Here is a 24,432-nt window from a genome sequence, read left to right on the forward strand (position 1 = left end):
ACGCGTGGACCTGCATGATGCACGTGGGAGCACCTGCGGCCCGTTGGGAGGAAAATGGGGCGGTTCGCGCGGCGTCTCCTCGTCGCGGTCGTGTCCGCGCTGAGCACGACCGTTCTCACGTCATCGGTTCTCGTGTCGTCCGCCGAGGCCTCGGCGGCCCGGCCGGTCGCGCCTCCGGCCGGCACCTACCGCATTCCCGCCTACCGGCCGGCTCCGGCCATGCAGCGGCTGGTCGTCTGCAAACCGGGCGGTCATCTGACCGGCCTGGCGCAGCAGCTGGCCCGAGAATGCGCCTACCACGACATTCAGGCGGCCGTCGACGCCGTCCGGCAGCGCGGCATCACGATCTACGTCCTCCCCGGCACGTACCGTGAGCAGCCCAGCCTCGCCGCGCCGTCCGTGCCGTGCCGCGCGCTCGCCCACCAGGGCACGCTGTCGTACGAGCAGCAGCAGGCCTGCCCGCATCTGCGGAACCTGATCAGCGTCTCCGGCATGGACGACCTGCAGATCGAGGGTGTCGGCGCCGGGGTCGTCGTCGAGGGCGACAAGCCGGTCGGCGTCCGCGCCGACCGCGCCGACGGCTTCTACCTGCGCAACGTCACGGTCAAGGGGTTCGCCGAGGACGGCGTGGCCGTCGTCGAGACCGACGGCTTCGTCCTCGATCGGGTCGCCGGGCTGAAGAACCGCGGGCACGGGCTCGCGGCGTACGCCACCGATCACGGCGTGATCGCCGACTGTGAGGCGTCCGGCAACGGCGACGCGGGCATCGCCACGGCCTCCGCCTCGGACCAGCGCGGCAACCGGCTGTCCGTCGAGATCCGCGGCTGCCGCTCCCACGGGAACCTGGTCGGCTACTCGGGGACGGCCGGCGACTCGGTGTACGTCCACGACAACGAGTTCTCGGCGAACGCCACCGGCGCGGTGCTCGACAGCAGCATGCAGGCGGTGGGCATGCCGCAGAACCACGCGATGTTCGTCGCGAACCGGGTGTTCGGCAACAACGCCGACCCCTACCGCGACTGCGGCTCACACTGCCCGTCGCACGCGGTGCCGGTCGGCACCGGCATGCTGCTGGCGGGCGGCGACGAGAACACCTACGCGGGCAACTTCGTGTACGACAACTGGCGTTACGGCATCGCCCAGCACTGGATCCCGGCCGGCCGGCGCGGCGAGACCGACCCGGCCAAGCAGCGAGACACCTCGCACGGCAACCGGTACGTCGGCAACCTGATGGGCGTCACGCCCTCCGGCGCGCGGGCGCCGAACGGCGCCGACTTCTGGTGGGACGAACAGGGCGACGGCAACTGCTGGCAGAACAACGCCTCCTCGTGGGGCCGGCCGCGCAGCGACCCGGCGGCCCTGCCGGACTGTGAGCACCCTTCGTCCGGTGGGCCGTACGCCCAGTTGGGCAACCCTGCCAAGACCACGGTCGTGACGGCCTGCGCCACCTACACCCCCGGCCGCCGGGAGCCGAACGGCTGCACCTGGCTCACCGCGCCGTCGCGTCCCGGATCCTGACCCGCCGGGATCCGGATCGCACCGGATCGCACCGGATCGCCCCGGGGACCAATCTTGACCTGCCGGGATCCGTCTCGCACCGGATCGCCCCGGGACGGATCGTGCCGCGCGAGGCCGGTCGGCGCCGTCCCCGCGTATTACGGCTAGTCTGCGGAACATCTCATGCACCCCGGTAGGAGGCAGTAATGGCGGGTCCGATCCGCGTCGTCATCGCCAAGCCCGGTCTCGACGGCCATGATCGCGGCGCGAAGGTCGTGGCTCGCGCCCTGCGCGACGCCGGCATGGAGGTCATCTACACCGGGTTGCACCAGACCCCTGAGCAGATCGTCGAGGCGGCGCTGCAGGAGGACGCCGACGGCATCGGGCTGTCCATCCTGTCCGGCGCCCACATGACGCTGTGCGCCAAGGTCGTCGAGCTGCTCAAGGACCGCGACGCACTCGACATCACGGTCTTCGTCGGCGGCATCATCCCCGACGCGGACATCCCGGAGCTGGAGAAGCTCGGCGTCGCGAAGATCTTCACGCCCGGCGCGACCACCCAGGAGATCGTCGAATGGGTGCGCGCCGGCGTCGGGAAGGACTGACCCCGCGAAGGCATCGACCGCGGGCGAGACCCGCGCGAACGTCGGGCGGACCCGGCCGCGCCTGAGCGCATACGGTCCGGGCTTCCCCTCCTGCGTCTGGGCGCACGCCGGCCGGTCTTCCCCCGCGCCTGAGCGCACACTGGCCGGTCTTCACCGCCTGACCGCCGGAGCGCTGCTCCTCAGCCTGGCGGGACGGGCAGGGCGGAGCGGTCGGTCGCGAGGGAAAGGACGACGAGCGCCGACGTCCAGCCGAGAGGGGCGACCCCGGCCTGGCGGCCCCGGGCGTCGACCTTCTCCGGGAACGACCCCAGCGAGGTCCGGTGCGCGATCAGCCAGCCGAGCCAGTCCCGCCCCCCGGCCCTGTCGCCGATCGCCGCGGCCTCGAGCGCGAACAGGCCGGTCTCCGGCGTCCACGCGGCGCTGGCGCCGAACGCCTCGCCGGGTACCGCACCGCCGCCCGCCAGCCGCAGCCGGTCCCGGATCCGGGCCACCGCCGCCAGCACCCCGGGCGCGGGCGTCGCGAACGGCGGGGCCAGGAAGGTGACGGAGGCGTCCGCGGCCCCTCCGCGGATGGGCGAACGCGGATAGCCGTACGGCGCGAACCGCCGCTCGATGGCCGCGGACAGCCGGTCGGCGGCCCGGTCCCAGCGCTGCGCGGCGCCGGCGTCGCCACGGTCGGTGGCCAGCGCGGCGGCGGCCCGCAGCCCGGCCAGCATGGGCGCGCAGACACCGAGCGTCGGCGCGTGCGGCGCCTGCTCCCGCGAGGGGCTGCGCTCCCAGTAGTCCGGCGACGGCGGCGGGAGGCCGTCGGCGCGCAGCGCGGTCGCGGAACGGTCGGCGGCCCGGCGGACCATCGGCCACAGCGTGTCCAGATTGGCCGCCCGCGGGTCCTTCTCGTGCAGGAACCAGGTCGCCCAGAGCACCCAGCCGAGACTGTCCAGCTGTACCTCCCGGCCGTCCGTGACGGCCGTGCCGTCGGGCCGGTACCGGGCGGCCCACAGGCCCGTCGGCGCCTGGGTGCGGGCCAGGAAGTACAGCACCCGCTGGGCGTCGCCGCCGTGACCGGTGGCGGCGAACGCCGCGACGGCGAACGCTCCGTCGCGCGGCCACACGTAGTTCCACGCGCCGTACCAGGACGCGGTCGAGGCGCCGTTCGGCAGCGTCAGCATGCGCAGGTCGAGCAGGGCACGGGCGGCCGCCTCGCGCTGCTGCGCCGTCGCGCCGGGCACCGTTCCCGAGGCCAGCCACGCCTGGTCGGAGCGGACCGCGTCGGCCACCCGCGGATCGTCGCGGTGCAGCGTCAGCGGCTCGCCGCCGCCGAACGGGATGAGTCGCGCCCGGCCGTCCGGGAGCATCAGGACGGCGCTGCCCGGGACGTAGGACGCGCCGGCCGCCTCCTCCGGCGTGACCGCGACCCGCGTGAACGGCCAGCCGCCGTTGCCGATCAGGCCGGGACTGCGCCACGGCGAGGCGTCGGTTCGCGGCAGGCCGGCGGCACAGGTGGCGCTGAGCGCGGCGACGAGGAGGAGAAGGGCGATGTGGCGCACCCTCCGTGCCGCCCTCTGTGCCGTCTTCCGCGTCACTGGCGCACCCTCCCTACCGTGTCGCGCCTCACCGGCGGCTGCTGCGATCCATGGCGTTCCAGTACACCAAACCCCGGAGTGCACTTTGACGACATCGACTCCTTACCCGGCCGTCATCTCCGGAACGCGTTCCGCCGGACCCACCGGCCCGCGCCGCATCCTGGAAGGACTAGGCTGCCTGGTCGGAGCGGACCGCTGGACGCGGTCGTTATCTGTCGATCCCGTTAAGGACGGACCCCCGTGGACCTGTTCGAACATCAGGCGAAGGAGCTCTTCGCGGAGTACGGCGTCCCGGTCCCCACCGGCAAGATCGCCAAGACGCCGGAGGAGGCCCGCGCGATCGCCGACGAGTTCGCCGCGGCCGGCACCTCGCGCGTCGTCGTCAAGGCGCAGGTGAAGACCGGCGGTCGTGGTAAGGCCGGCGGCGTGAAGGTGGCCGACTCGCCCGCCGACGCGGAAGAGAAGGCGCGGCAGATCCTCGGCATGGACATCAAGGGCCACACGGTCCACAAGGTCCTCGTCGAAGAGGCCAGCGCCATCGCCCAGGAGTACTACTTCTCGTTCCTGCTCGACCGCGCCAACCGGACGTTCCTGTCCATCTGCTCGGTCGAGGGCGGCATGGAGATCGAGGAGGTCGCCGCCACCAAGCCCGACGCGGTGGCCATGGTGCCGATCTCCGCCCTGGCCGGCGTCGACCGGGCAAGGGCCCGTGAGATCGCGGCCGCCGGCCGGCTGCCGGTCGAGGCCCTGGACGGCGCGGCGGAGCTCATCGAGCGCCTGTGGGCCGTCTTCGTCGACGAGGACGCCACCCTGGTCGAGGTCAACCCGCTGATCCTCACGCAGGACGGCCGGGTCGTGGCCCTCGACGGCAAGGTCACCCTCGACGAGAACGCGTCCTTCCGCCAGGCCGAGCATGCGGCCCTGGAGGACAAGGCCGCCGCCGACCCGCTCGAGGCCAAGGCCAAGGCGAAGGACCTCAACTACGTCAAGCTGGACGGTTCCGTCGGCATCATCGGCAACGGCGCGGGCCTGGTCATGTCCACGCTCGACGTCGTCGCCTACGCCGGTGAGCAGTACGACGGGCAGAAGCCGGCCAACTTCCTCGACATCGGCGGCGGCGCCTCGGCCGAGGTCATGGCCAACGGCATGGAGATCGTGCTCGGCGACCCGGCTGTCAAGAGCGTGTTCATCAACGTGTTCGGCGGCATCACCTCCGGTGACGCCGTCGCGAACGGCATCGTCCAGGCCGTCAAGCTCCTGGGCGACCGTGGCGAGACCGTCGACCGGCCGATCGTGGTCCGGCTCGACGGCAACAACGCAGAGGAGGGCCGGCGCATCCTCAACGAGGCCGCGATCCCGGTCATCGAGCAGGTAGAGACGATGGACGAAGCGGCGCGCCGTGCCGCCGAACTGGCCGCGCAGGGGGCATGAGATGGCGATCTGGCTGACAGAGAACAGCAAGGTCATCGTCCAGGGGATGACCGGCGGTGAGGGGTCGAAGCACACGGCCCGCATGCTGCGCGCCGGCACGAACGTCGTCGGTGGCGTCAACGCCCGCAAGGCCGGGCAGACCGTCACCCACGAGGGCCGTGACCTCCCGGTGTTCGGCACCGTCGCCGAGGCGATCGAGCAGACCGGCGCGGACGTGTCCGTGGTCTTCGTTCCGCCGAAGTTCACCAAGGACGCCGTCGTCGAGGCCATCGACGCGGAGATCCCGCTGTGCATCGTGATCACCGAGGGCATCCCGGTGCACGACAGCACGTGGTTCTGGGCGCACGCGGTGGAGAAGGGCGGCAAGACCCGCATCATCGGCCCGAACTGCCCCGGCATCGCCTCGCCGGGCAAGTCGAACGCCGGCATCATCCCGGCCGACATCACCACGCCGGGCCGCATCGGCCTGGTGAGCAAGTCGGGCACGCTGACGTACCAGATGATGTACGAGCTGCGTGACATCGGCTTCTCCACGTGCGTCGGCATCGGTGGCGACCCGGTCATCGGCACGACCCACATCGACGCCCTGGAGGCCTTCCAGGCCGACCCCGAGACCGACGCGATCGTGATGATCGGTGAGATCGGCGGCGACGCCGAGGAGCGCGCCGCCGCGTACATCGAGCAGCACGTCACCAAGCCGGTCGTCGGGTACGTCGCGGGCTTCACGGCCCCCGAGGGCAAGACGATGGGCCACGCCGGCGCGATCGTCTCCGGCTCCTCCGGCACCGCCCAGGCCAAGAAGGAGGCCCTGGAGAAGGTCGGCGTCCGGGTCGGCAAGACCCCGAGCGAGACGGCTCGCCTCATGCGCGAGATCATGTCCGCCTGATCCACGGCGGCACACGTCGCCGAAGACGCCCGGGCCGGGACCTCCTGGCCCGGGCGTCTTTCGCGCGAGAGCGGCTTCGCCCGCGGCTCATGTCGTGCGGGCGTGTGGGGCGTCCGTGGCGAAGGGAAGGGCGACACGCCGGGCGGGTGCGCGGGATCGCCGGTTCCGCGCTGCCAGCATGGTGACGCCGTCCGCGAAGCGAGTGAGGAGCGGTGATCGCCCCATGACCACGACCGATCACGACGAGGCGGAGCTCGACGAGGGCGACCCGTCGCCTGTGGCGGAGCCCGTGACCCGGCCGCTCGCCGTCACCGGCATCGTCGCGGCGGTCTGGTCGGCGGGCATCGGCCTGACCGTCCTCACCACCATCACGCTGATCGGCTGGATCGCCGCGCCGCGCAGCGCGCTCGGCACGGGCCTGCCGGACGTCTTCCGCACGGCGGTCGGGTTCTGGCTCGTGGCCCACCACGCGGGCTTCACGGTGCCGCACGGCCGCGTGGGGCTGCTGCCGCTCGGGCTGATGGTGCTGCCGGGCGCGGTGCTTTTCCGCAGCGGCGGGTGGATCGCGCGGACCGGCCGCGTGCGGGGCCGCTACCGGATCGGTGTCGTGCACGCCGCACTGGCGCTGGCCGTCCCGTACGCGGTGCTGTCCGGGCTGCTCGCGCTCCTTGCGCACTCGTCGGTCGTCCGGCCGTCCGCGTGGCAGGCGCTGCTGCTGTGCTTCCTGCTGGCCCTGTTCGCCGGAGGCCTCGGGGCGGCGCGGATGCTGGTCTCGACGACCAACCGCGCCCCGTGGGTGGCGATGCTCGGGCTGCTGCCCAGGCGCGCCCGTTCGGTGGCCGCAGGGGCCACCGGCGCGACGGCCGTGCTGCTCGGCTCGGGTGTCCTGATCTTCCTCGCGTCCCTGCTGTTCCACCTGTCCGAGGCCAAGAACCTCTACGACGTTCTCAAGCCGGGTGTCGTCGGCGGGATCCTGCTCTTCCTCGTCGGGCTGGTGTATCTGCCGAACGCCGCGCTGTGGGCGGTCGCGTACGCCGTGGGGCCGGGGTTCGCGGTCGGTGCGGGTACGAGCGTGTCGCCGTCCGGGGTGTTCGTCGGCATGATCCCGGCGTTCCCGCCGCTCGCGGCGCTGCCGCAGCCGGGGCCCGCGCCGCTGGTGTCGCTGTTCACGCTGGCCGTGCCGTTCGCCGCCGGAGCCGTCGGCGGCGTGTTCACGATCCGGTACCAGCCGACCGCGGCGACCGAGGCGGCGCCGCTGTGGGGCTTCGTGTCCGGGGTGCTCACCGGCGGCGTGATCGCCTTCCTCGCCGCCCTGTCCGGTGGCCCGCTCGGCGGTGGGCGGATGGCCGTCATGGGGCCGTCCGCGTGGCAGATCGGGCTGCTGGCCGCGCTCGAGGTGGGCGTGTCGGCCGCGATCGCCGCCTGGGTGGCGAACTGGCGGCTGCTGCGCCGTGCGCCCTCCGTCGACGATGTCCCCGACGACGAGCCCGTGGCCGAGGAGGTCGAGTTCGAGGAACCGGAGCCGCTCCTGGCGTCCGTCGACGACGAGCCGCCGCTGCCCGAGGGCGTCATCCCGATCGGGGAGTGGACCGGCTCGCGGACCGCCGAGCCGCCGCGGTCGCGCGAGGAGCCCGCGCCCGGAACGGTGTCACCGATCAGGAAGCGGCCTCCGCGCGACCGCGGCTGAACGACGGGGTCAGAACCAAGAGTCGTACCGCCGCAGGGAGTCCTTCGGCATGTGCAGCCGGTGTTCGATCCGCGGGAAGTATTCGTCCTGGCAGGTCTTCTTGTCGTCGATGGTGAGGGCCGACTCGCGGCACTTCGTGTAGCCGCTGAGCTCGTTCCACATCGTCGCGGTCAGCGCGATCGAGAAGGCGCAGAAGACCAGGCCGATCGAGCCGAGCACGACCCCCGCGACCGCGCCCGGCGCCGGGGCGAGCACCCGCCGGGCCCGCTTCCGGGAACGTATGCCCGTCACGACCGCCGCGATGGACAGCACCAGCCCGGCGGGAAGGAACAGGAACGTCAGAACGAGCCCCGTGATACCCAGGATCAGCGCGCGGGGGCCGCCGCGCTCCGGCGCGGTCGGCGGCAGCGGCGGCCGGGGTGGTTCGGGGAGCTGCGTCTGCGGCCCGGCCTGCTCGGGGCCTGGCGCGTCACTCACTGGTCCTCCTGGTGTCGGCTGAGCCGAGTCGAGCGGCGGCCGATAGGCTGGTACGGCCCGCCCACCAGTCGTTCCTGGGAGTTTACGGTGTCCGCCCGGCTCGTCGTCCTCGTCTCCGGTGCGGGGACCAACCTACAAGCGCTGCTCGACGCGTGTGTCGATCCAGCTTATGGCGCTCGGATCACTGCCGTGGGCGCCGATCGCGACGACATCGAGGGACTGCGCCGCGCCGAGCGCGCCGGCGTGCCGACCTTCGTGGTCCGCGTGAGAGACCATCCGACGCGCGACGCGTGGGACGCCGCGCTGACCGAAGCGGTCGCCGCGTACGCCCCTGACCTGGTCGTCTCCGCCGGCTTCATGAAGATCCTCGGCAAGCGGTTCCTGGACCGGTTCGCCGGTCAGGTGATCAACACGCACCCCGCGCTGCTGCCGGCCTTCCCCGGCACGCACGGCGCGCGCGAGGCACTGGAGTACGGCGTCAAGGTGACCGGTTGCACGGCGCACTTCGTCGACGCCGGGGTCGACACCGGCCCCATCATCACCCAGGAGGCCGTACCCGTCCTGGACGACGATGACGAGGACTCGCTGCACGAGCGGATCAAGGCGGTCGAACGCCCGCTGCTCGTGCGGACCGTGGGCCGTCTGGTCCGCGAGGGATGGACCATCGAGAACAGGAAAGTGAGGATCGGGTGACCCGCATCGCGATCAAGCGGGCGCTGATCAGCGTCTACGACAAGGCCGGCCTCGAAGGACTCGCCAAGGGTCTTCACCAGGCCGGCGTGGAGATCGTCTCGACCGGGTCGACCGCCGCCCGCATCGCCGAGGCGGGCGTCCCGGTCATGAAGGTCGAGAAGCTCACCGGCTTCCCCGAGTGCCTCGACGGCCGGGTCAAGACGCTGCACCCGAAGGTGCACGCCGGGCTCCTCGCCGACCGGCGTAACCCCGACCACGTACAGCAGCTCGAAGACCTGCACGTCGAACCGTTCGACCTGCTGATCTCCAACCTGTACCCGTTCCGGGAGACGGTCGCCTCCGGCGCCGCCCCGGACGAGATCGTCGAGCAGATCGACATCGGCGGCCCCGCGATGGTGCGCGCCGCCGCCAAGAACCACCAGAGTGTCGCGGTCGTCGTCGACCCTGCGGCGTACGACCAGGTGCTCGACGCCGTACGCCGGGGCGGCTTCGAGCTGGAGGAGCGCAAGCGGCTCGCGGCGGCGGCCTACGCCCACACCGCCGCGTACGACGTCGCGGTGGCGTCGTGGTTCGCGAGCGCGTACGCGCCGGACTCGGAGACCCGCTGGCCGGACGTGGTCGGCGCGGTCCGCACCCGCAAGAGCGTCCTGCGCTACGGGGAGAACCCGCACCAGGAGGCGGCGCTCTACACCGACGGCGACGGCGGCCTGGCCGAGGCCGAGCAGCTGCACGGCAAGGAGATGTCCTACAACAACTACGTCGACGCCGACGCCGCCCGCCGGGCCGCGTACGACTTCGCCGAGCCGTGCGTCGCGATCATCAAGCATGCCAACCCGTGCGGCATCGCGATCGGCGCCGACATCGCCGAGGCGCACCGCAAGGCGCACGCCTGCGACCCGGTGTCGGCGTACGGCGGCGTCATCGCGACCAATCGGCTCGTTTCGGCCGACATGGCCCGCCAGCTCGCCGAGATCTTCACCGAGGTGATCGTCGCCCCCGGCTTCGAGGAGGAGGCGCTGGCGCTCCTCACGGCCAAGAAGAAGAACCTCCGGCTGCTGGTGTGCCCGGAGGGCCCGGCCGCCCAGGTCGACACCCGGCAGATCGACGGCGGTCTGCTCGCGCAGAGCCGGGATCGGATCGACGCGCCCGGCGACGACCCGGAGACCTGGGAGCTCAGGACGGGTGAGCCCGCCGATGAGGCGACCCTCCGCGACCTCGTGTTCGCCTGGCGGGCCTGCCGCTCGGTGAAGTCCAACGCGATCCTGCTGGCCGCCGACGGCGCGACCGTCGGGGTCGGCATGGGGCAGGTCAACCGGGTCGACTCCGCGCGCCTCGCGGTGTCGCGGGCGGGGGACCGCGCCGCCGGCGCGGCGGGTGCCTCGGACGCCTTCTTCCCCTTCGCCGATGGTCTTCAGGTGCTCGTGGACTCCGGAGTCACGGCTATTGTCGAACCCGGTGGGTCGATCCACGACGAAGAGGTGATCGAAGCGGCCGCCAAGGTCGGCATCACCCTCTACTTCACGGGGGTCCGCCACTTCTTCCACTGACCCCACAGGTCGCCGGGGATTCCGTCCCCGGCGACCGCAGCCCCCAGGGAGACATCGTGCCCGGGTTCCTCGCGTTCAGCGTGGCCATCATCGGCCGAAGCGCGGCGTTCAGCGAGCAGGTCCGCCCAGTGATCGGCCTCATCGCCGCCGTGCTGGCCGCCGTTCTCGCGGGGTCCGCGAGCTGGCACCTCACGGACCGCCTCGTCGCCTGGCGGCGGCGGGCGGACCAGGACGAGCTGTAGTTCCCACGCCTGAGAGGATTGACCCGTGACCGCACGAATTCTCGACGGTAAGGCGACCGCCGCGGCGATCCGCGCCGAACTGAAGCAGCGCGTCGACGCGCTGCGCGAGCGCGGAGTCGTGCCCGGCCTGGGCACCGTTCTCGTGGGCGACGACCCGGGAAGCCAGGCCTACGTCGCCGGCAAGCACCGTGACTGCGCCGAGGTGGGGATCGCCAGCATCCGGCGCGACCTGCCCGCGACGGCCACTCAGGAGGAGGTCGAGGCGGCCGTCGACGAGCTCAACGCCGACCCGGCGTGCACCGGCTACATCGTCCAGTTGCCCCTTCCCAAGGGCCTGGACGAGCAGCGGGTCCTCGAGCGCATCGATCCGGCCAAGGACGCCGACGGCCTGCACCCGGTCAGCCTCGGGCGCCTCGTGCTGATGCAGCCGGGCGCGCTGCCGTGCACTCCGCGCGGCATCGTCGAACTGCTGCGCCGCCACGACGTGCCGGTGCGGGGCGCCGACGTCACCGTCATCGGCCGGGGCATCACGGTGGGCCGGGCGCTCGGCCTGCTGCTCACGCGCCGGTCCGAGAACGCCACCGTCACGACCTGCCACACCGGCACGAAGGACCTCGCCGCGCACACGCGCGGTGCCGACATCGTCGTCGTGGCCGCAGGGGTCCCGGGTCTGCTCACCGCGGACATGGTCAAGCCCGGTGCGACCGTGCTCGACGTCGGCATCACCCGCACGGAAGAGGGTCTCGTCGGCGACGTCCACCCCGACGTCCGCGAGGTCGCCGGATGGGTCGCGCCCATGCCCGGCGGTGTGGGGCCCATGACCCGCGCCATGCTGCTGGCCAACGTCGTCGAGTCCGCGGAGAAGGCCTCGGCCTGACCCGAGACCGCCCCCGCTCCGCCGCAGGCTCGGCGGCCGAGCCACGAGGACGGCGGCGCGGTCGGTCGCGGTGCCAGGAGACGTCGCCACCGGCTCCACGGTGGCGACCTGGTCAGCTCGCGCGCCGTCCCGGCGTCGTCGGCTGCCCGGGGGCCGTCGGCTGACGCGGCTGTGGCGGGGTGCCCGGCCGGGCTCCGTCGGGACGACGGGCCGGCTCCGGCGGACGGCCGCCCTGCGGCGGCACGTGCACAGGCGGCAGTGGGCGGACCAGCCCGAGGGCGATCACCTCGTTCGCGAGCCGGGTGCGCCGGTTGGCGCCCTCGGGGATGCGGAACTTCTGGTACAACCGCAACAGGTGCTGCTTGACCGCCGCCTCGGTCACCACGAGGTCGGTGGCGATCTCACGGGCCGTGGCGGGCGCGACGAACGCCTCGTCGGACAAGGCGGGACGGCACAACGACGTCAGCACGTCGACCTCCCGGCGGGTGAGCTCAGGGGCGACGGCACGGCGCAGCTCCACGTCAGGGTCGACGTCCTCGCGCGGGATGCCGCCCATCCGGCAGCGCGCGGCGCCGAAGCTGATCACGTCACCGTCCTCGAGCACACGCCGCGCGATCGGCCGGCCGTTGACCCTGGTCCCGTTGCGCGACAGGCCGAGGTCCACGACGTAGACGTACGGACCGCGGCGGACCAGCTCGGCGTGCAGCCGGGACACGCTCGGATCGTCGAGTCGTATGTCCACGCCACGGCCTCGGCCGATCGTCGTGACCTCTGAGCGCAGTGGTAGTACCGTGCCGGTTTCTTCGATCCGTATGTACGGGCCCTCCACAGCGGTCCCTTCAGTAGTTAGCGACCCCTGTCTGCCTGGTTACCCGGACCGGCCATGGTCACACCCGCCTACCGGTGGGTAGGACCGAGTACACCGGAGATTACGGGACATCCGACCCTCCGTGAAGGGGGCTTCGGGACCGCCGGAACGCGGAGGGAGTGAGGCGGCCATGAGTACGCCGTCGAAGGGGCTGGCCGATGTCGTCGCCGCCTCCACCGCGCTGAGCGACATCGACGGCATCCGAGGGCTCCTGTCGTACCGCGGATACGACATCCACGACCTGGCCGGGAGGATCGGCTTCGAGGAGTGCGTGCACCTCCTCCACCACGGGTCACTGCCCGACCGCGCCGGGCTCACGGCCCTCACGGAGCGCCTGGCCGAGGGCAGGAGGCTCGGCGGCCTCGTCGCGGACGTCCTCGACGCGGTCGCGCGGAGCCAGGCGCCGATGGAGGCGCTGCGCACGCTCGTCTCGCTGTCCAGCGCGGACGACCCGGACGCCGCTTCCAATGAGCCGGCGGCCGACCTTCGCAAGGCGGCCCGGCTGACGGGCCGGCAGCCGGGCCTCGTCGCGCGCTACCACGCCGCCCGCCGTGGAGTGACCGTCCCGGACCCCGACCCTACGCTCGGCATCGCCGGCGACTTTCTGCTGCAGATCACCGGCCGGCGTCCGTCGGCACGCGAGGTCGAGATCTTCGACGAGTGCCTGGTCCTGCACGCCGACCACACGATGAACGCCTCGACCTTCGCCGCCCGCGTCTGCGCGGCGACGCTGTCGGACATGCACTCGGCGATCGTCGCCGCGATCGGCACGCTGAAGGGTCCCCTGCACGGCGGCGCGAACGAGCAGGTCATGCACATGCTGGAGACGATCGGGAGCGCCGCCGAGGCGCCCCGGGCCGTACGCGCCCGGCTCGACGCGGGGCAGAAGATCCCCGGGTTCGGGCACCGCGTCTACAAGACGGAGGATCCACGGGCCACCCACCTGCGCCGGCTGGCGCGCGAACTCGCCGGCAGCACGGGCGACGACCGCTGGTGGGCCATCTCCCGCCGCATCGAGGAGGCCGTCCTCGCCGAGAAGAGACTGTTCCCCAACGTCGACTTCTTCGCCGCGAGCGTCTACCGCGGTCTCGGCATCCCGACCGACCTGTTCACCCCGGTGTTCTCCATCAGCCGGATGGCCGGCTGGACCGCCCACGTCATCGAGCAGCACGCCGACAACCGGCTCATCCGTCCCGGCAGCGAGTACGTCGGGGAACACGACCGAGAATGGGTCCCTCTGGACCGGCGGTGAGCATTCACGCTCGAGCGCTGCCAAGATAGAGACATGTCGGAGCAGTACGGGCCACCGGAGTCGTACGAAGCGTCCCCGGCGGACGCCCCGCCGTCGGCGCAGCCCGCGCCCGGGCCGAGGACCCCGCCGTCCCCGCGCCGCGCGGAGCGCGCGCAGGTCCGCCCGGCCGTGCCGCGGTGGCTGGGGCAGCTGCCGTACGTCTTCGTGCTCTGCGGGGTCGCGGCCGGCCTGGCCGTGGTGGCGACCAACCACTTCCGGCGGGGCAGCATGCTGATCGCCGCGTCGGTGTTCATCGGGGCGCTCGCCCGGCTGGTGCTCCCGGAGAGCCAGACCGGAATGCTCGCGGTGCGCCGCCGGTGGGTGGACGTCCTGCTCATGACGGCCGCCGCGGTCGGCGTCACACTCGTCGCATTCGTCGCAAAGGGCACCACCGGCTGAGCGGTTGGTCCGCCATCGGCGCTTCGAGTGGAGAAAAAAGGTCTGCCCCGGGCGCGCACCTTGCGAGCGGGTCCGGGGCTTACGGCCTCAGCTTACGGAACCGATGGTGGTGAAGCACGGTCGGGTGCCGGAGTTGTTGGCGCGGAGGCCGTGATGGGCGGTGCGGTGGGGCGATCGGGCGCGCGGTAGCCTGACGCCTGGAATATCTCGACGACGAGAGACCCGATGGGAGCTCCGCTCGGCGCTCGACACGGGCCTCGTACCAGCTGGAGACCACGATGACTCGCACTCCCGTCAATGTGACCGTCACCGGCGCGGCCGGCCAGATCGGCTACGCCCTGCTCTTCCGCATCGCCTCGGGGCAGCTGCTCGGCCCCGATGTACCCGTGCACCTTCGCCTGCTGGAGATCCCGCAGGCCGTCAAGGCCGCCGAGGGCACCGCGATGGAGCTCGACGACGCAGCCTTCCCGCTGCTCGCGGGCATCGACGTCACCGACGACGTGAAGAGGGCCTTCGACGGGACCAACGTCGCCCTGCTGGTCGGCGCCCGCCCGCGCACGAAGGGCATGGAGCGCGGTGACCTCCTCGAGGCCAACGGCGGCATCTTCAAGCCGCAGGGCGAGGCGATCAACGCCGGCGCCGCCGACGACGTGCGGGTGCTCGTGGTCGGCAACCCGGCCAACACCAACGCGCTGATCGCCAAGTCGCACGCCCCGGACGTTCCGGCCGACCGCTTCACCGCGATGACCCGCCTGGACCACAACCGCGCCATCGCCCAGCTCGCCAAGAAGCTGCAGGCGCCGGTGGCGGACATCAAGAGGCTCGCCATCTGGGGCAACCACTCCGCGACGCAGTACCCCGACATCTTCCACGCCGAGGTCGGCGGCCGGAACGCCGCGGAGGCCGTGAACGACGAGGCCTGGCTCCGCGACACCTTCATCCCGACGGTCGCCAAGCGGGGCGCGGCCATCATCGAGGCCCGTGGCGCCTCCTCGGCGGCCTCGGCGGCCAGCGCGGCCGTCGACCACATCCACACCTGGGTCAACGGCACCGCCGAAGGCGACTGGACCTCCATGGCCGTCGTCTCCGACGGCTCGTACGGCGTGCCCGAGGGCCTGGTCTCGTCCTTCCCGGTGGTCGCCAAGGACGGCAAGTGGGAGATCGTCCAGGGCCTGGAGATCAACGACTTCTCGCGCGAGCGCATCGACGCCTCGGTGCGCGAACTGGAGGAGGAGCGCGAGGCGGTCCGCAGCCTCGGCCTGATCTGACACGGAGGCGCGATCGTCTCTTTGCGTGATCGAATTGACGCGGAGCGTGACTTCTGTGATCCTCGCCGTCAGAGTCACCTCATCAAGAGCCATTGCCGGCCAGGAGTGGTCGTGCCCCGCGTCAAGGCCGTCTGGGTGGCGTGCAGACGGACACGAGGAGCTTGGAGGAGACTCACCGCAGCCAGCGGTCGCCCTTCGGTTCGTGTCAACCCCCAGCGCCGAGGAGGCAGAAGCACCGTGGGAGTCATCGAGGACATCCAGACCCGGGTCGGGACCCTGGAGCGACGCATGGACGACCATGACACCGCGTGCGGCCGGATCGAGCAGCGGCTCGACCGGCTCACGGACGACGTCACCGAGCTCAAAGCTGACGTCACCGAGCTCAAGAGGGACATGGCGCAGGTCAAGGCCAATACGGCCGACCTGGGCGAGATCCGGGCTCGGGTCGCGGTCATCCCGGAGCTGATGGCCGGGCAGGTCGAGCTGCGCGAGATGGTCGCGAAGCTGCTGGCCCGGTCCGAGGCGGACGGCCGCTCCTGAGGCGGTCTCAGGCACAGCGGTGAAAGGCCGCCGGGTCCCCGTGACGGGGGCCCGGCGGCCTTCGCGTGCAGGCGTGCCCGGTGGTGCGGCTGAACGCCGGGGCGTCGGCGGCCGCCGCCTGCGACGTTCGCGCGACCATGTCGCGGATCAGGTGGCTCGGCGGGCGCGCCAGACCAAATACACGGCGGTGACCAGCGGTCCGATGATCATGACGGTCAGGAGCGGGACGCCCAGCCAGCCGGACAGGGCGGTGCCCGTGCAGTGCCCGCCGTGCCGGTGCCCGCTCGCGTCGTCCACGTACACGCATTCGCGGGTGGGGGCGAAGACGACGAGGGCGGTGGCCGCGGCCAGCCCGCCCGGCCAGACGAGCAGGCCGGCCAGTTTGTCGCGGGCCGACCAGCGCGACGAGCCCACGAGCATCGCCGCGCCGATCAGCCAGCCGGCCACCGGGAGCAGCACTCCTCCGACGAGGAGCAGGAACACCGTTATTGCCTCATAGCGCCGCATGTGACCAAGGATGGCGGTACGGGGTGATCCAGGCGTGTCAGGACACGCGGCGGGCACCGGCCGAGGGGGAGGCGTCGATGAAGCGCGGCTCCTCCCAGGCGCGGTCGGCGTACGCCTTGGTCACGGCCTCGCGCACCTGCTCCTCGCGGTCCACCGGCACCAGGGCGATCACCGAGCCGCCGAATCCGCCGCCGACCATTCGCGCCCCTCGCGCACCGGCGCGTACGGCCTCCTCGACCGCCACGTCGGCCTCCGGCCAGGAGATCTCGAACTGATCGCGCAGGGACAGGTGCGAGGCGATGAGCAGCGCGCCGACCTCGGCGACGGCGCCGGCCCGCAGCAGGCCCACCGCCGCCTGGACGCGGTGGTCGTCCGTGACGACGTGCTGGGTGCGGCGGCGCAGCACCGGGTCGTCGAGCTTGGTGAGCGCGGCGGCCAGGTCCTCGACGTCGCGCAGCGCCGCGACGCCGAGAAGCTCGGCGGCCTTCTCGCAGGCGGCGCGGCGGGCGGCGTACCCGCCGTCGACCAGCTCGTGCTCGGCGCGCGTGTCGATGACCAGGAGAGACAGGCCGGTCAGGTCGAGGGGGACCTGCGTGGACAGCCCGCTGCGGCAGTCCAGGAGGAGCGCGTGACCCTCGGTGCACAGCAGGGAGGCGGACTGGTCCATGATGCCGCAGGGCACCCCGACGAAGTCGTTCTCGGCCCGCTGCGCGATGCGGGCCAGCTCCGGCCGGGGCACCTCGATCCCGTAAAGATCGCACAGCGCGAGGGCGACGGCGCACTCGAGCGCGGCCGACGACGACAGGCCGGCGCCCTGCGGCAGGTCGGAGGTGATGAGCAGGGACGCGCCGCCGACCTCATGCCCGGCGTCGCGCAGCGCCCAGGCCACGCCGGCGGCGTACGCGGCCCATCCGGTGACGTCGCCGGGCCGCGGGTCGGTGACGCGTACGGCGTCCGGCGACTGCAGCGAGCGGAACTCGAGGACGCCGTCGTCGCGGCGGGCCGCCGTGGCCGACACGCCCTGGGCGAGGGCGAAGGGCAGGACGAAGCCGTCGTTGTAGTCGGTGTGCTCGCCGATGAGGTTGACGCGACCGGGAGCGTGCCAGACCCCTTCTGGATCGCGCCCGTAGAACTCGCGGAAGTCCATGATCACCGTGCCTGTCGTGGGGGCAGCGATCCTACCGGCAGCCCATCGGGGAAAAGGTCCTCGGTCGCCCGTTCGAGGGCGAGGCGGACGGCCCCGGTCGCGACGCCGACTGGAGCCGGCCGCCGATGAGGACACCCGCCGCGACGCGGTTGCCGGCGAGGACGCAGACGGCGTCCCGTACGTCCTGGGCGGCCCCGCGCCAGTGCTCGGCGATGGTGGCGAGCAAGAACGGAGTACGCCGACATCCGACCATCCGCTTTACGCGTGCGTGCACCGCCAGTAAGGTCGCTGGCGCTCCCACGGCTCCATCGAGGGCGACGGGGTTCGGCTGACCCTGGAGGACTTCGTCTCCGGGACCCACGAGGTCGTCGAGGCGGACGACGGGGAGGAGGCGTCACTTGCCGGGGACCAGGCCCCGCCGACACGTTCGTCGCCGCGCTGGCCGCGAACGACCCGTCCCTGCTGCTCTCCGACGCCCGCACGTCCCTCGCGAGCCACCGGCTCGTGTGGGCCGCCGAGCGGGCCCGGCACACCGGCACCGTCGTCTCCCTCCCCGACGGCGGGAGCTCCGCCCCCTGACGCCCCCCTGCACCGCCCTCCATCCCACCAGCGGAGTCACCATGAAGCACCGTTTCCCGCGCCGGAGCCTCCTCGGCGCCGTCCTGGCCCTCGGGCTGTGCGCCTGCGGATCCTCCGGCGGCTCCGACGACTCGGCCGGCCGCGGGCCGATCACCTGGGCGAGCTTCAAGGAGCCCACGGGAACCCTCCGGAAGATCGTCGACAGCTGGAACTCCTCCCACCCCGGCACCAAGGTCACCCTGGTCGATCTGCCGGAGGCGGCCGACGCCCAGCGCCAGCAGCTCGTCCAGAACGCCCAGATCAAGTCCACCGCGTACGACGTCGTCACGCTGGACGCCGTCTGGACCGCCGAGTTCGCCGCGAACCGGTGGGCGGAACCGCTCACCGGCCTGGACACCGGCGGGTTCCTCGAACCATCGCTGCGGACCGGCCAGTACCGCGGGAAGCCGTACGCCGCGCCGTGGCTCACCGGCGCGGGCCTGCTGTACTACCGGACCGACCTGCTGAAGAAGGCCGGCATCGACAAGCCCCCGACGACGTGGCAGGAGCTCACCGACGACTGCGCCAAGGTGCGCAGGTCCGTCGACATCGGGTGCTACGCCGGCCAGTACGACAAGTACGAGGGCCTGACCGTCAACGTCACCGAGGCGATCAGCAGCGCCGGCGGGCAGATCCTCGACGCCTCCGGGAAACCGGCCCTGAACACCCCGGAGGCCCTGGCCGGTCTGCGGTTCCTCACCGACGGCCTCAAGAACGGCCTGATCCCCAAGCCCGCCCTCACCTACCAGGAGGAGAACGGCCGGCGCGCCTTCGAGGCCGGCGACCTGCTCTTCCACCGCAACTGGGGCTACGTCTACGCCCTCGCGGGCAAGGCCGACGGCTCCAGCAAGGTCGCCGGCCGGTTCGGGGTCGCGTCGCTGCCCGGGCGCACCGGCCCGGGCACGTCCACCCTCGGCGGGAACAACGTGGCGATCTCCGCCTTCTCCAAGCACAAGAAGACGGCCCTGGAGTTCATCCGGTACGTCACCGGCACCGAGGCCGAGAAGGCCTTCGGCCTCGGCAGCGCGTACCCGATGTCCCGCACCGCGCTGTACTCCGACCCCGACATGGTCAAGGCACAGCCGTACCTGCCGACACTGGCCACGTCCATCCAGAACGCCCGGCCCCGGCCGGAGGTCGTCCGCTACGGCGACGTCACCGCGGCCGTCCAGGAAGCGGCCTACGCGGCCCTGCGAGGCGAGCAGAGCCCTGAACAGGCCCTGTCCGGCCTGCAGGCCAAGCTGGGTCCCCTGACCGCGAACTGAGGGATCTGGGCGTCAGCGCCGGGCGAAGCCCCAGGCGTCGGCGACCATCGCCTTCAGGTCCCGTTCGGGCTTCCAGCCGAGCCGGTCCGCGATCTTGGTGGAGGAGGCGATCAGCACCGCCGGGTCGCCGGGCCGGCGGGGGCCCTCCACCGCCGGGATCTCGTGGCCGGTCACCTCACGGCAGACGTCGATCACCTCGCGGACCGAGTAGCCGGACCCGCTGCCGAGATTGAAGATCTCGTGGCTGTGCGGGGTGCAGGCGTCCAGGGCCAGGAGGTGGGCCTCGGCCAGGTCGACGACGTGGATGTAGTCGCGGACGCAGGTGCCGTCCGGCGTCGGGTAGTCGGTGCCGAAGACCGACACCGACGCGCGCTCGCCGAGCGGCACCTTGAGCACGTTGGGGATGATGTGCGTCTCGACCGTGTGCCGCTCGCCGTACCTGCCGTAGGCGCCCGCGACGTTGAAGTAGCGCAGGCTCACCCCGCCGATGCCGTAGAGGCGGGCGTACTCCGCGAGGGTCGTGTCGATGGCGAGCTTGGACGCGCCGTAGGGGTTCGTGGGCCGGGTGGGGTCGGTCTCCAGGATCGGTGTGCGCTCCGGCTCACCGTAGGTCGCGGCGGTCGAGGAGAACACGATGCGCGGCGTCCCGTGCGTCCGCATCGCGTCGAGCAGGGCCAGCGACTCGCCGAGGTTCTTGTCCCAGTACAGCCCGGGCTTCTCGACCGACTCTCCGACGAGGGACTTGGCCGCGAAGTGCAGCACGCCGTCGAACCCCTCGGCCAGCGTCTCATGGGCCGCCTCCCGGAGCGTGGCCCGGACGAGCCGCGCTCCGTCCGCGACCGCGTCGGCGTGACCGGTCGAGCAGTCGTCCAGCACGACCACCTCGTGCCCGGCCTCCAGCAGTCGTGCCGAGACGACACTGCCGATATAACCGGCACCTCCCGTGACGAGAAGTTTCATCAGGCCTCCTTCTGAGCAGGAACGGGTACGCTTTCAGCTCAAGTCTTTCCGAACAACCCACCTGGATATGGACGACCCACATAGTCTGAGGCGTTTCTCATGAGAGAAACGCTGGTGAGCGCCGCGATCGTCCTCGCGCTCATTCTCATCGAGGCCCTGTTCGTGGCGTCCGAGATCGCTCTCGTGTCGCTGCGCGACAGCCAGGTCCGCCGCATCGCCGAGCTCGGGCGGCGCGGTACCGCGGTGGCCAGGCTCGTCAGCGACCCCAACCGGTTCCTCGCGGTGGTGCAGATCGGCGTCACGCTGACCGCACTGCTGTCGTCGGCCTACGGCGCCATCACGCTCTCGGAGACCGCCAAGAAGGCGCTCATCGCGCATGCCGGGCTGTCGGACGGCCTGGCCGGGTTCGTCGGCGTCGTCGGCGTCACCCTGATCATCTCCTACGTCACGCTGGTCATCGGCGAGCTGGCGCCCAAGCGGCTCGGCCTGCAGCGGGCCGAGGGCACCGCGCTGACGGTGGCGCCGTTCCTCGACCGGATGGCGAAGGTCTCCCGGCCGGTGATCTGGCTGCTGTCGAAGTCGACCAACGTCATCGTGCGCCTGCTCGGCGGCGACCCGGACACCTCCCGCGAGGCGATCACCGCGGAGGAGATCCGCGCGCTCGTGGCCGGCACCGCCGAGATCGCACCGGACGAGCGGAACCTGATCGAGGAGGTCTTCGCGGCCGGGGAGCGTCAGCTCCGCGAGGTGCTGGTGCCCCGCACCGAGGTGGAGTTCCTCGACGCCTCGACACCCGTGTGCAAGGCCGCGAAGATCGCCGCGGGCAGTCCGCACTCACGGTTCCCGGTGTACCGGGACTCCCACGACGACGTCATCGGCTTCGTGCACGTCCGGGACCTGCTCGATCCGCAGATCTCCGGCCGCTCCACGCCGGCCGGCGAACTCGTACGGCCGGTGCTCTACCTCCCGGCCAGCAAGCGGGTGCTGGCCGCGCTGTCGGAGATGCGGCGTGAGGGCCACCACCTGGCGATCGTCGTCGATGAGTACGGTGGAACAGCGGGGATCGTCACCCTCGAAGATCTCGTCGAGGAGCTCATCGGCGACATCCGCGACGAGTACGACGTGGAGGACGCCCACGCCCGCCGGCTGCACGGCGGCGCGCTCGAGATCGACGGACTGCTCAATCTCGACGCGTTCGCCGACGAGACCGGCCTGGAGCTGCCCGAAGGGCCGTACGAAACGGTCGCGGGCTATCTCATGGCCGTTCTCGGGCATCTGCCGCAGGTCGGGGAGAGCATCGAGGTGGACGGGCATCACCTCACCGTCACGGAGGTGGACGGCAGGCGCGTGTCGCGCGTTCGCCTCACTCCTCCGCCCGCCCAACCGGCGGACGCCGACGAATCCTGAGAGAATCCACCTATGCCCATCGAGTCCAGCCCGTCCGCCCCGCGCCCGCGGGTCCTGTCCGGGATCCAGCCGACCGCCGACTCCTTCCACCTCGGCAACTACCTCGGCGCGCTCCGTCAGTGGGTCGCCCTGCAGGACACCCACGACGCGTTCTACTGCATCGTCGACCTGCACGCCATCACGATGGAGCACGACCCGCAGACGCTGCGGCGGCGCACGCGGGTGGCGGCGGCGCAGCTGTTCGCGATCGGGCTGGACCCGGAGCGCAGCACGGTCTTCGTGCAGAGTCAGGTGCCCGAGCACGCGGAGTTGCAGTGGGTGCTGTCCTGCCTCACCGGGTTCGGCGAGGCGAGCCGGATGACGCAGTTCAAGGACAAGTCGGCCAAGCAGGGGACCTCCGCGGCCTCCGTCGGGCTGTTCACGTACCCGATCCTGCAGGCCGCCGACATCCTGCTCTACCAGGCCGACCAGGTGCCGGTCGGGGAGGACCAGCGGCAGCATCTCGAGCTGACCCGCACGCTCGCGCAGCGGTTCAACCACCGCTTCGGCGAGACCTTCGTCGCGCCCGAGGCGTACATCCCGAAGGCCACCGCGAAGATCACCGACCTGCAGGAGCCGACGGCGAAGATGAGCAAGTCCTCGTCCTCGCCGCAGGGCATCCTCGACCTGCTCGACGAGCCAGGCTCGGTGCGCAAGAAGATCATGCGAGCGGTCACCGACACCGGCACGGAGATCAAGGCCGACGAGGTGAACAAACCAGGTGTCACCAACCTCCTCCGGATCCACTCCGCGCTGTCCGGCACCTCCGTCGAGGACCTCGAGCGCCGTTTCGAGGGCCAGGGGTACGGCGCGCTCAAGAAGGAACTCGCCCAGATCGTCCTGGACACCTTCGAGCCGATCCGGGAGCGCACCGCCAAGCTGCTGGCCGACGAGGGGGAGCTCGACCGGATGCTGATGGTCGGCGCGGACCGCGCCCGGGAGGTCGCCCGGCAGACGATGGGCACCGTACGCGACCGGGTGGGGTTCCTGGGTCGTGACTGACGCCGAGGAGCGCACGATCGGAGTGGCCGTCGCCATTCCCGAGCCGTACGGTCCGGAGCTGCAACGCCGCCGCGCGTCGTTCGGTGATCCGCTCGCGGCGTCCATCCCCACGCACATCACGCTGGTGCCGCCGACGCGGGTGCCGGTCCCCGCTCTGGACGACATCGAGCGGCATCTGCGCGCGGCGGCCCGCGACGAGTCCCCCTTCGACATCCATCTCCGGGGCACGGGCACCTTCCGGCCCGTGTCACCGGTGGTGTTCGTCGCGCTCGCGGAGGGCATCGGTGACTGCGAGCGCCTCGAGCGCGGGGTCCGCCGGGGCCCGCTCGCCGTCGAGCGGGCCTTCCCCTACCACCCGCATGTGACCGTGGCCCACCATCTCGCCGACGACGCGCTCGACCGCGCGTTCAAGGAGCTGGCCTCCTACGAGGCGAAGTTCCCGGTGCGCGCCTTCTCGCTGTACGAGCACGGGGCGGACGGCGTGTGGCGGCCGCGGCGGCACTTCCCGTTCGGTCGCCGCGCGCACCGTTCATGAGCGTTCGCTCCGGGTGAATCTTCTTCTTTCGGCGGGGTAGTGCCCCCACCATGGCGCCGATGATCGGTGGGGTGCAGCGGGGTGTCACCTCGGTTCAGGAGCACGGGAAGGCGTTCCTGCGCGGCCTGCGGGCCCGCTGGCGGTGGTTCGACCACATGGGCCGGGCCTATGACCGTTACGAGCGGCACCGGGGCAACCGGCTGGCCGCGGCCCTGACCTTTTACGGGTTCCTGTCGTTCTTCCCGCTGGTCGCCCTGGCCTTCGCCGTGATGGGGTACGCCGTGGCGGTCAGCCCCGGAGCCCGCGACTACGTCACCAAGGCGATCTCCGAGATCCTGCCCGGCATCGCCGACAAGCTCCCCGTGCAGCAGATCGCCGACGCCAAGGCGGGCGCCGGCGTGTTCGCGCTGCTCGGCCTGTCGTGGAGCGGCCTGGGCTGGATCGGCGTCTGGCGCGAGTTCCTCCGCACGATGTGGACGGGCGATCCGGAGGACGACGCCAACCCGATCCTCAAGAAACTCGCCGACCTGGCCGTCCTGCTCGTCCTGGGCCTGACGCTGCTCGCGTCGGTCGCGCTTTCGGGACTGGCCACCTCGGCCACCCACGCCGTCCTCCACGCCGCCGGGGTGGACCACGTTCCGGGCGCCGGCACGGTCCTGCGTCTGGTGGCGATCGGCGTCGCGGTCGTCGCGGACACCTTCGTCTTCCTGGTGCTGTTCTCCCGCCTGTCGGGCACCCGCGCGCCCTGGCGGCGGCTGCTGCGCGGCTGCCTGTTCGGCGCCCTGGGCTTCGAGGCGCTCAAGCTGCTCGGCGCGTACCTCGTTGGGCACGTCGTGCGCAATCCGCTGTACGCGTCGTTCGCCGTGATCGTCGGCCTGCTGATCTGGATCAACGTCGTCTCGCGGTTCGTCCTGTTCACCGCGGCGTGGACGGCGACGCGCCGGGTGGTGCTGAAAGCCGACGAAGCAACGGCCGACGCACCACCGGCCGACGACTCCGAGCAGAGCCCCCGCCCCGCCGAGCGCACGTAAGAAGAGGGGCTGGCGGCGCGCCGGTCGCGG

General features: G+C 71.8%; 25 protein-coding genes. 18 read left to right on the forward strand and 7 right to left on the reverse strand.

The features are described from left to right. The first annotated feature begins 54 nt into the window (after positions 1–54). Positions 55–1,518 carry a right-handed parallel beta-helix repeat-containing protein gene (locus NE236_RS06850; protein WP_252840952.1) on the forward strand — a complete coding sequence of 488 codons (1,464 nt, stop codon included), beginning with the start codon at positions 55–57 and terminating at the stop codon, positions 1,516–1,518. Positions 1,519–1,703: 185 nt separating this feature from the next. Beyond that, positions 1,704–2,102, forward strand: a complete 399-nt coding sequence (gene icmB, locus NE236_RS06855) for a coenzyme B12-dependent isobutyryl CoA mutase small subunit (RefSeq protein ID WP_252840953.1) — start codon at positions 1,704–1,706, stop codon at positions 2,100–2,102. 179 nt (positions 2,103–2,281) lie between these two features. On the opposite strand, the gene NE236_RS06860 is transcribed toward icmB, so the two are convergent. Beyond that, the gene (locus NE236_RS06860) at positions 2,282–3,685 is read right to left on the reverse strand and encodes a glycoside hydrolase family 15 protein (RefSeq protein WP_252840954.1); all 1,404 of its coding nucleotides are present in this window, start codon (positions 3,683–3,685) and stop codon (positions 2,282–2,284) included. 240 nt (positions 3,686–3,925) lie between these two features. On the opposite strand from NE236_RS06860, the gene sucC reads away from it, so the two are divergent. From sucC to NE236_RS06875, 3 genes are all read left to right on the forward strand, one after another. Next, on the forward strand, positions 3,926–5,116 hold the full coding sequence (gene sucC, locus NE236_RS06865) for an ADP-forming succinate--CoA ligase subunit beta (RefSeq protein WP_252840955.1): 1,191 nt from the start codon (positions 3,926–3,928) through the stop codon (positions 5,114–5,116). Between the two features lies 1 nt (position 5,117). Next, positions 5,118–6,002, forward strand: coding sequence for a succinate--CoA ligase subunit alpha (gene sucD, locus NE236_RS06870; RefSeq protein WP_252840956.1), 885 nt, complete (start codon positions 5,118–5,120; stop codon positions 6,000–6,002). Positions 6,003–6,225: 223 nt separating this feature from the next. Then, positions 6,226–7,689 carry a cell division protein PerM gene (locus tag NE236_RS06875; protein ID WP_252840957.1) on the forward strand — a complete coding sequence of 488 codons (1,464 nt, stop codon included), beginning with the start codon at positions 6,226–6,228 and terminating at the stop codon, positions 7,687–7,689. A 9-nt stretch (positions 7,690–7,698) separates the two neighbouring features. Here NE236_RS06875 and NE236_RS06880 read toward each other — a convergent pair whose 3' ends face one another. Next, positions 7,699–8,166 (reverse strand): DUF4190 domain-containing protein, encoded by a 468-nt coding sequence (locus tag NE236_RS06880; RefSeq protein ID WP_252840958.1) that lies wholly within the window; start codon positions 8,164–8,166, stop codon positions 7,699–7,701. Positions 8,167–8,253: 87 nt separating this feature from the next. On the opposite strand from NE236_RS06880, the gene purN reads away from it, so the two are divergent. Genes purN through NE236_RS06900 form a run of 4 tightly spaced genes read left to right on the forward strand, consistent with a single transcriptional unit; the run spans position 8,254 to position 11,525 of the window. Then, a complete protein-coding gene (gene purN, locus NE236_RS06885; protein ID WP_252840959.1) occupies positions 8,254–8,859 on the forward strand; it encodes a phosphoribosylglycinamide formyltransferase in 606 nt (201 codons plus the stop codon). Then, on the forward strand, positions 8,856–10,406 hold the full coding sequence (purH, locus tag NE236_RS06890; RefSeq protein ID WP_252840960.1) for a bifunctional phosphoribosylaminoimidazolecarboxamide formyltransferase/IMP cyclohydrolase: 1,551 nt from the start codon (positions 8,856–8,858) through the stop codon (positions 10,404–10,406). The genes purN and purH overlap by 4 nt, the downstream gene beginning before the upstream one ends. Before the next feature lie 56 nt (positions 10,407–10,462). After that, positions 10,463–10,648, forward strand: coding sequence for a hypothetical protein (locus NE236_RS06895; RefSeq protein WP_252840961.1), 186 nt, complete (start codon positions 10,463–10,465; stop codon positions 10,646–10,648). Between the two features lie 25 nt (positions 10,649–10,673). After that, positions 10,674–11,525 carry a bifunctional methylenetetrahydrofolate dehydrogenase/methenyltetrahydrofolate cyclohydrolase gene (locus NE236_RS06900; RefSeq protein WP_252840962.1) on the forward strand — a complete coding sequence of 284 codons (852 nt, stop codon included), beginning with the start codon at positions 10,674–10,676 and terminating at the stop codon, positions 11,523–11,525. Between the two features lie 112 nt (positions 11,526–11,637). Here NE236_RS06900 and NE236_RS06905 read toward each other — a convergent pair whose 3' ends face one another. Further along, positions 11,638–12,354 (reverse strand): FHA domain-containing protein, encoded by a 717-nt coding sequence (locus NE236_RS06905; protein WP_252840963.1) that lies wholly within the window; start codon positions 12,352–12,354, stop codon positions 11,638–11,640. 169 nt (positions 12,355–12,523) lie between these two features. Between NE236_RS06905 and NE236_RS06910 the strand changes: the two genes are divergently transcribed. The 4 genes from NE236_RS06910 to NE236_RS06925 all read left to right on the forward strand — a co-directional run bounded on the left by NE236_RS06910 (position 12,524) and on the right by NE236_RS06925 (position 15,891). Beyond that, complete coding sequence (locus tag NE236_RS06910; RefSeq protein ID WP_252840964.1) at positions 12,524–13,645, forward strand: citrate/2-methylcitrate synthase; 1,122 nt, start codon at positions 12,524–12,526, stop codon at positions 13,643–13,645. A 33-nt stretch (positions 13,646–13,678) separates the two neighbouring features. Continuing rightward, on the forward strand, positions 13,679–14,083 hold the full coding sequence (locus NE236_RS06915; RefSeq protein WP_252840965.1) for a DUF3017 domain-containing protein: 405 nt from the start codon (positions 13,679–13,681) through the stop codon (positions 14,081–14,083). A 278-nt stretch (positions 14,084–14,361) separates the two neighbouring features. Further along, a complete protein-coding gene (locus NE236_RS06920) occupies positions 14,362–15,351 on the forward strand; it encodes a malate dehydrogenase (protein ID WP_252840966.1) in 990 nt (329 codons plus the stop codon). Between the two features lie 237 nt (positions 15,352–15,588). Then, entirely contained in the window at positions 15,589–15,891 is a 303-nt protein-coding gene (locus NE236_RS06925) for a hypothetical protein (protein ID WP_252840967.1), read from the forward strand. A gap of 147 nt (positions 15,892–16,038) precedes the next feature. On the opposite strand, the gene NE236_RS06930 is transcribed toward NE236_RS06925, so the two are convergent. The 3 genes from NE236_RS06930 to NE236_RS06940 are packed head-to-tail and all read right to left on the reverse strand — an operon-like array spanning position 16,039 to position 17,771. Further along, entirely contained in the window at positions 16,039–16,398 is a 360-nt protein-coding gene (locus NE236_RS06930; protein ID WP_252840968.1) for a hypothetical protein, read from the reverse strand. Positions 16,399–16,435: 37 nt separating this feature from the next. Beyond that, entirely contained in the window at positions 16,436–17,545 is a 1,110-nt protein-coding gene (gene galK / locus NE236_RS06935; protein ID WP_252840969.1) for a galactokinase, read from the reverse strand. 31 nt (positions 17,546–17,576) lie between these two features. After that, a complete protein-coding gene (locus NE236_RS06940) occupies positions 17,577–17,771 on the reverse strand; it encodes a hypothetical protein (RefSeq protein ID WP_252840970.1) in 195 nt (64 codons plus the stop codon). 394 nt (positions 17,772–18,165) lie between these two features. Here NE236_RS06940 and NE236_RS06945 point away from each other — a divergent pair, with 394 nt between their 5' ends. Beyond that, entirely contained in the window at positions 18,166–19,428 is a 1,263-nt protein-coding gene (locus NE236_RS06945) for an ABC transporter substrate-binding protein (protein ID WP_252840971.1), read from the forward strand. Positions 19,429–19,440: 12 nt separating this feature from the next. Here NE236_RS06945 and galE read toward each other — a convergent pair whose 3' ends face one another. Continuing rightward, entirely contained in the window at positions 19,441–20,388 is a 948-nt protein-coding gene (gene galE, locus NE236_RS06950) for a UDP-glucose 4-epimerase GalE (protein ID WP_252840972.1), read from the reverse strand. Between the two features lie 99 nt (positions 20,389–20,487). Between galE and NE236_RS06955 the strand changes: the two genes are divergently transcribed. The 4 genes from NE236_RS06955 to NE236_RS06970 are packed head-to-tail and all read left to right on the forward strand — an operon-like array spanning position 20,488 to position 24,402. Beyond that, on the forward strand, positions 20,488–21,795 hold the full coding sequence (locus NE236_RS06955) for a hemolysin family protein (RefSeq protein ID WP_252840973.1): 1,308 nt from the start codon (positions 20,488–20,490) through the stop codon (positions 21,793–21,795). Positions 21,796–21,807: 12 nt separating this feature from the next. Further along, the gene (gene trpS, locus NE236_RS06960) at positions 21,808–22,836 is read left to right on the forward strand and encodes a tryptophan--tRNA ligase (RefSeq protein ID WP_252840974.1); all 1,029 of its coding nucleotides are present in this window, start codon (positions 21,808–21,810) and stop codon (positions 22,834–22,836) included. Beyond that, on the forward strand, positions 22,829–23,371 hold the full coding sequence (locus tag NE236_RS06965) for a 2'-5' RNA ligase family protein (protein ID WP_252840975.1): 543 nt from the start codon (positions 22,829–22,831) through the stop codon (positions 23,369–23,371). Before trpS ends, NE236_RS06965 begins: the two co-directional genes overlap by 8 nt. Before the next feature lie 59 nt (positions 23,372–23,430). Beyond that, on the forward strand, positions 23,431–24,402 hold the full coding sequence (locus NE236_RS06970) for a YihY/virulence factor BrkB family protein (RefSeq protein WP_252840976.1): 972 nt from the start codon (positions 23,431–23,433) through the stop codon (positions 24,400–24,402). Positions 24,403–24,432: the final 30 nt, after the last annotated feature.

Source organism: Actinoallomurus purpureus, assembly GCF_024055795.1.
Lineage (GTDB): Bacteria > Actinomycetota > Actinomycetes > Streptosporangiales > Streptosporangiaceae > Actinoallomurus > Actinoallomurus purpureus.

Excerpts from the sequence above, each read along its gene's own strand:
- NE236_RS06850 (WP_252840952.1), top strand. The coding sequence starts at position 55 with ATGGGGCGGTTCGCGCGGCGTCTCCTCGTCGCGGTCGTGTCCGCGCTG.
- icmB (WP_252840953.1), top strand. The coding sequence starts at position 1,704 with ATGGCGGGTCCGATCCGCGTCGTCATCGCCAAGCCCGGTCTCGACGGC.
- sucD (WP_252840956.1), top strand. The coding sequence starts at position 5,118 with ATGGCGATCTGGCTGACAGAGAACAGCAAGGTCATCGTCCAGGGGATG.
- NE236_RS06875 (WP_252840957.1), top strand. The coding sequence starts at position 6,226 with ATGACCACGACCGATCACGACGAGGCGGAGCTCGACGAGGGCGACCCG.
- NE236_RS06910 (WP_252840964.1), top strand. The coding sequence starts at position 12,524 with ATGAGTACGCCGTCGAAGGGGCTGGCCGATGTCGTCGCCGCCTCCACC.
- NE236_RS06915 (WP_252840965.1), top strand. The coding sequence starts at position 13,679 with ATGTCGGAGCAGTACGGGCCACCGGAGTCGTACGAAGCGTCCCCGGCG.
- NE236_RS06920 (WP_252840966.1), top strand. The coding sequence starts at position 14,362 with ATGACTCGCACTCCCGTCAATGTGACCGTCACCGGCGCGGCCGGCCAG.
- NE236_RS06930 (WP_252840968.1), bottom strand. The coding sequence starts at position 16,398 with ATGCGGCGCTATGAGGCAATAACGGTGTTCCTGCTCCTCGTCGGAGGA.
- galK (WP_252840969.1), bottom strand. The coding sequence starts at position 17,545 with ATGGACTTCCGCGAGTTCTACGGGCGCGATCCAGAAGGGGTCTGGCAC.
- NE236_RS06945 (WP_252840971.1), top strand. The coding sequence starts at position 18,166 with ATGAAGCACCGTTTCCCGCGCCGGAGCCTCCTCGGCGCCGTCCTGGCC.
- galE (WP_252840972.1), bottom strand. The coding sequence starts at position 20,388 with ATGAAACTTCTCGTCACGGGAGGTGCCGGTTATATCGGCAGTGTCGTC.
- NE236_RS06955 (WP_252840973.1), top strand. The coding sequence starts at position 20,488 with ATGAGAGAAACGCTGGTGAGCGCCGCGATCGTCCTCGCGCTCATTCTC.
- trpS (WP_252840974.1), top strand. The coding sequence starts at position 21,808 with ATGCCCATCGAGTCCAGCCCGTCCGCCCCGCGCCCGCGGGTCCTGTCC.
- NE236_RS06970 (WP_252840976.1), top strand. The coding sequence starts at position 23,431 with ATGATCGGTGGGGTGCAGCGGGGTGTCACCTCGGTTCAGGAGCACGGG.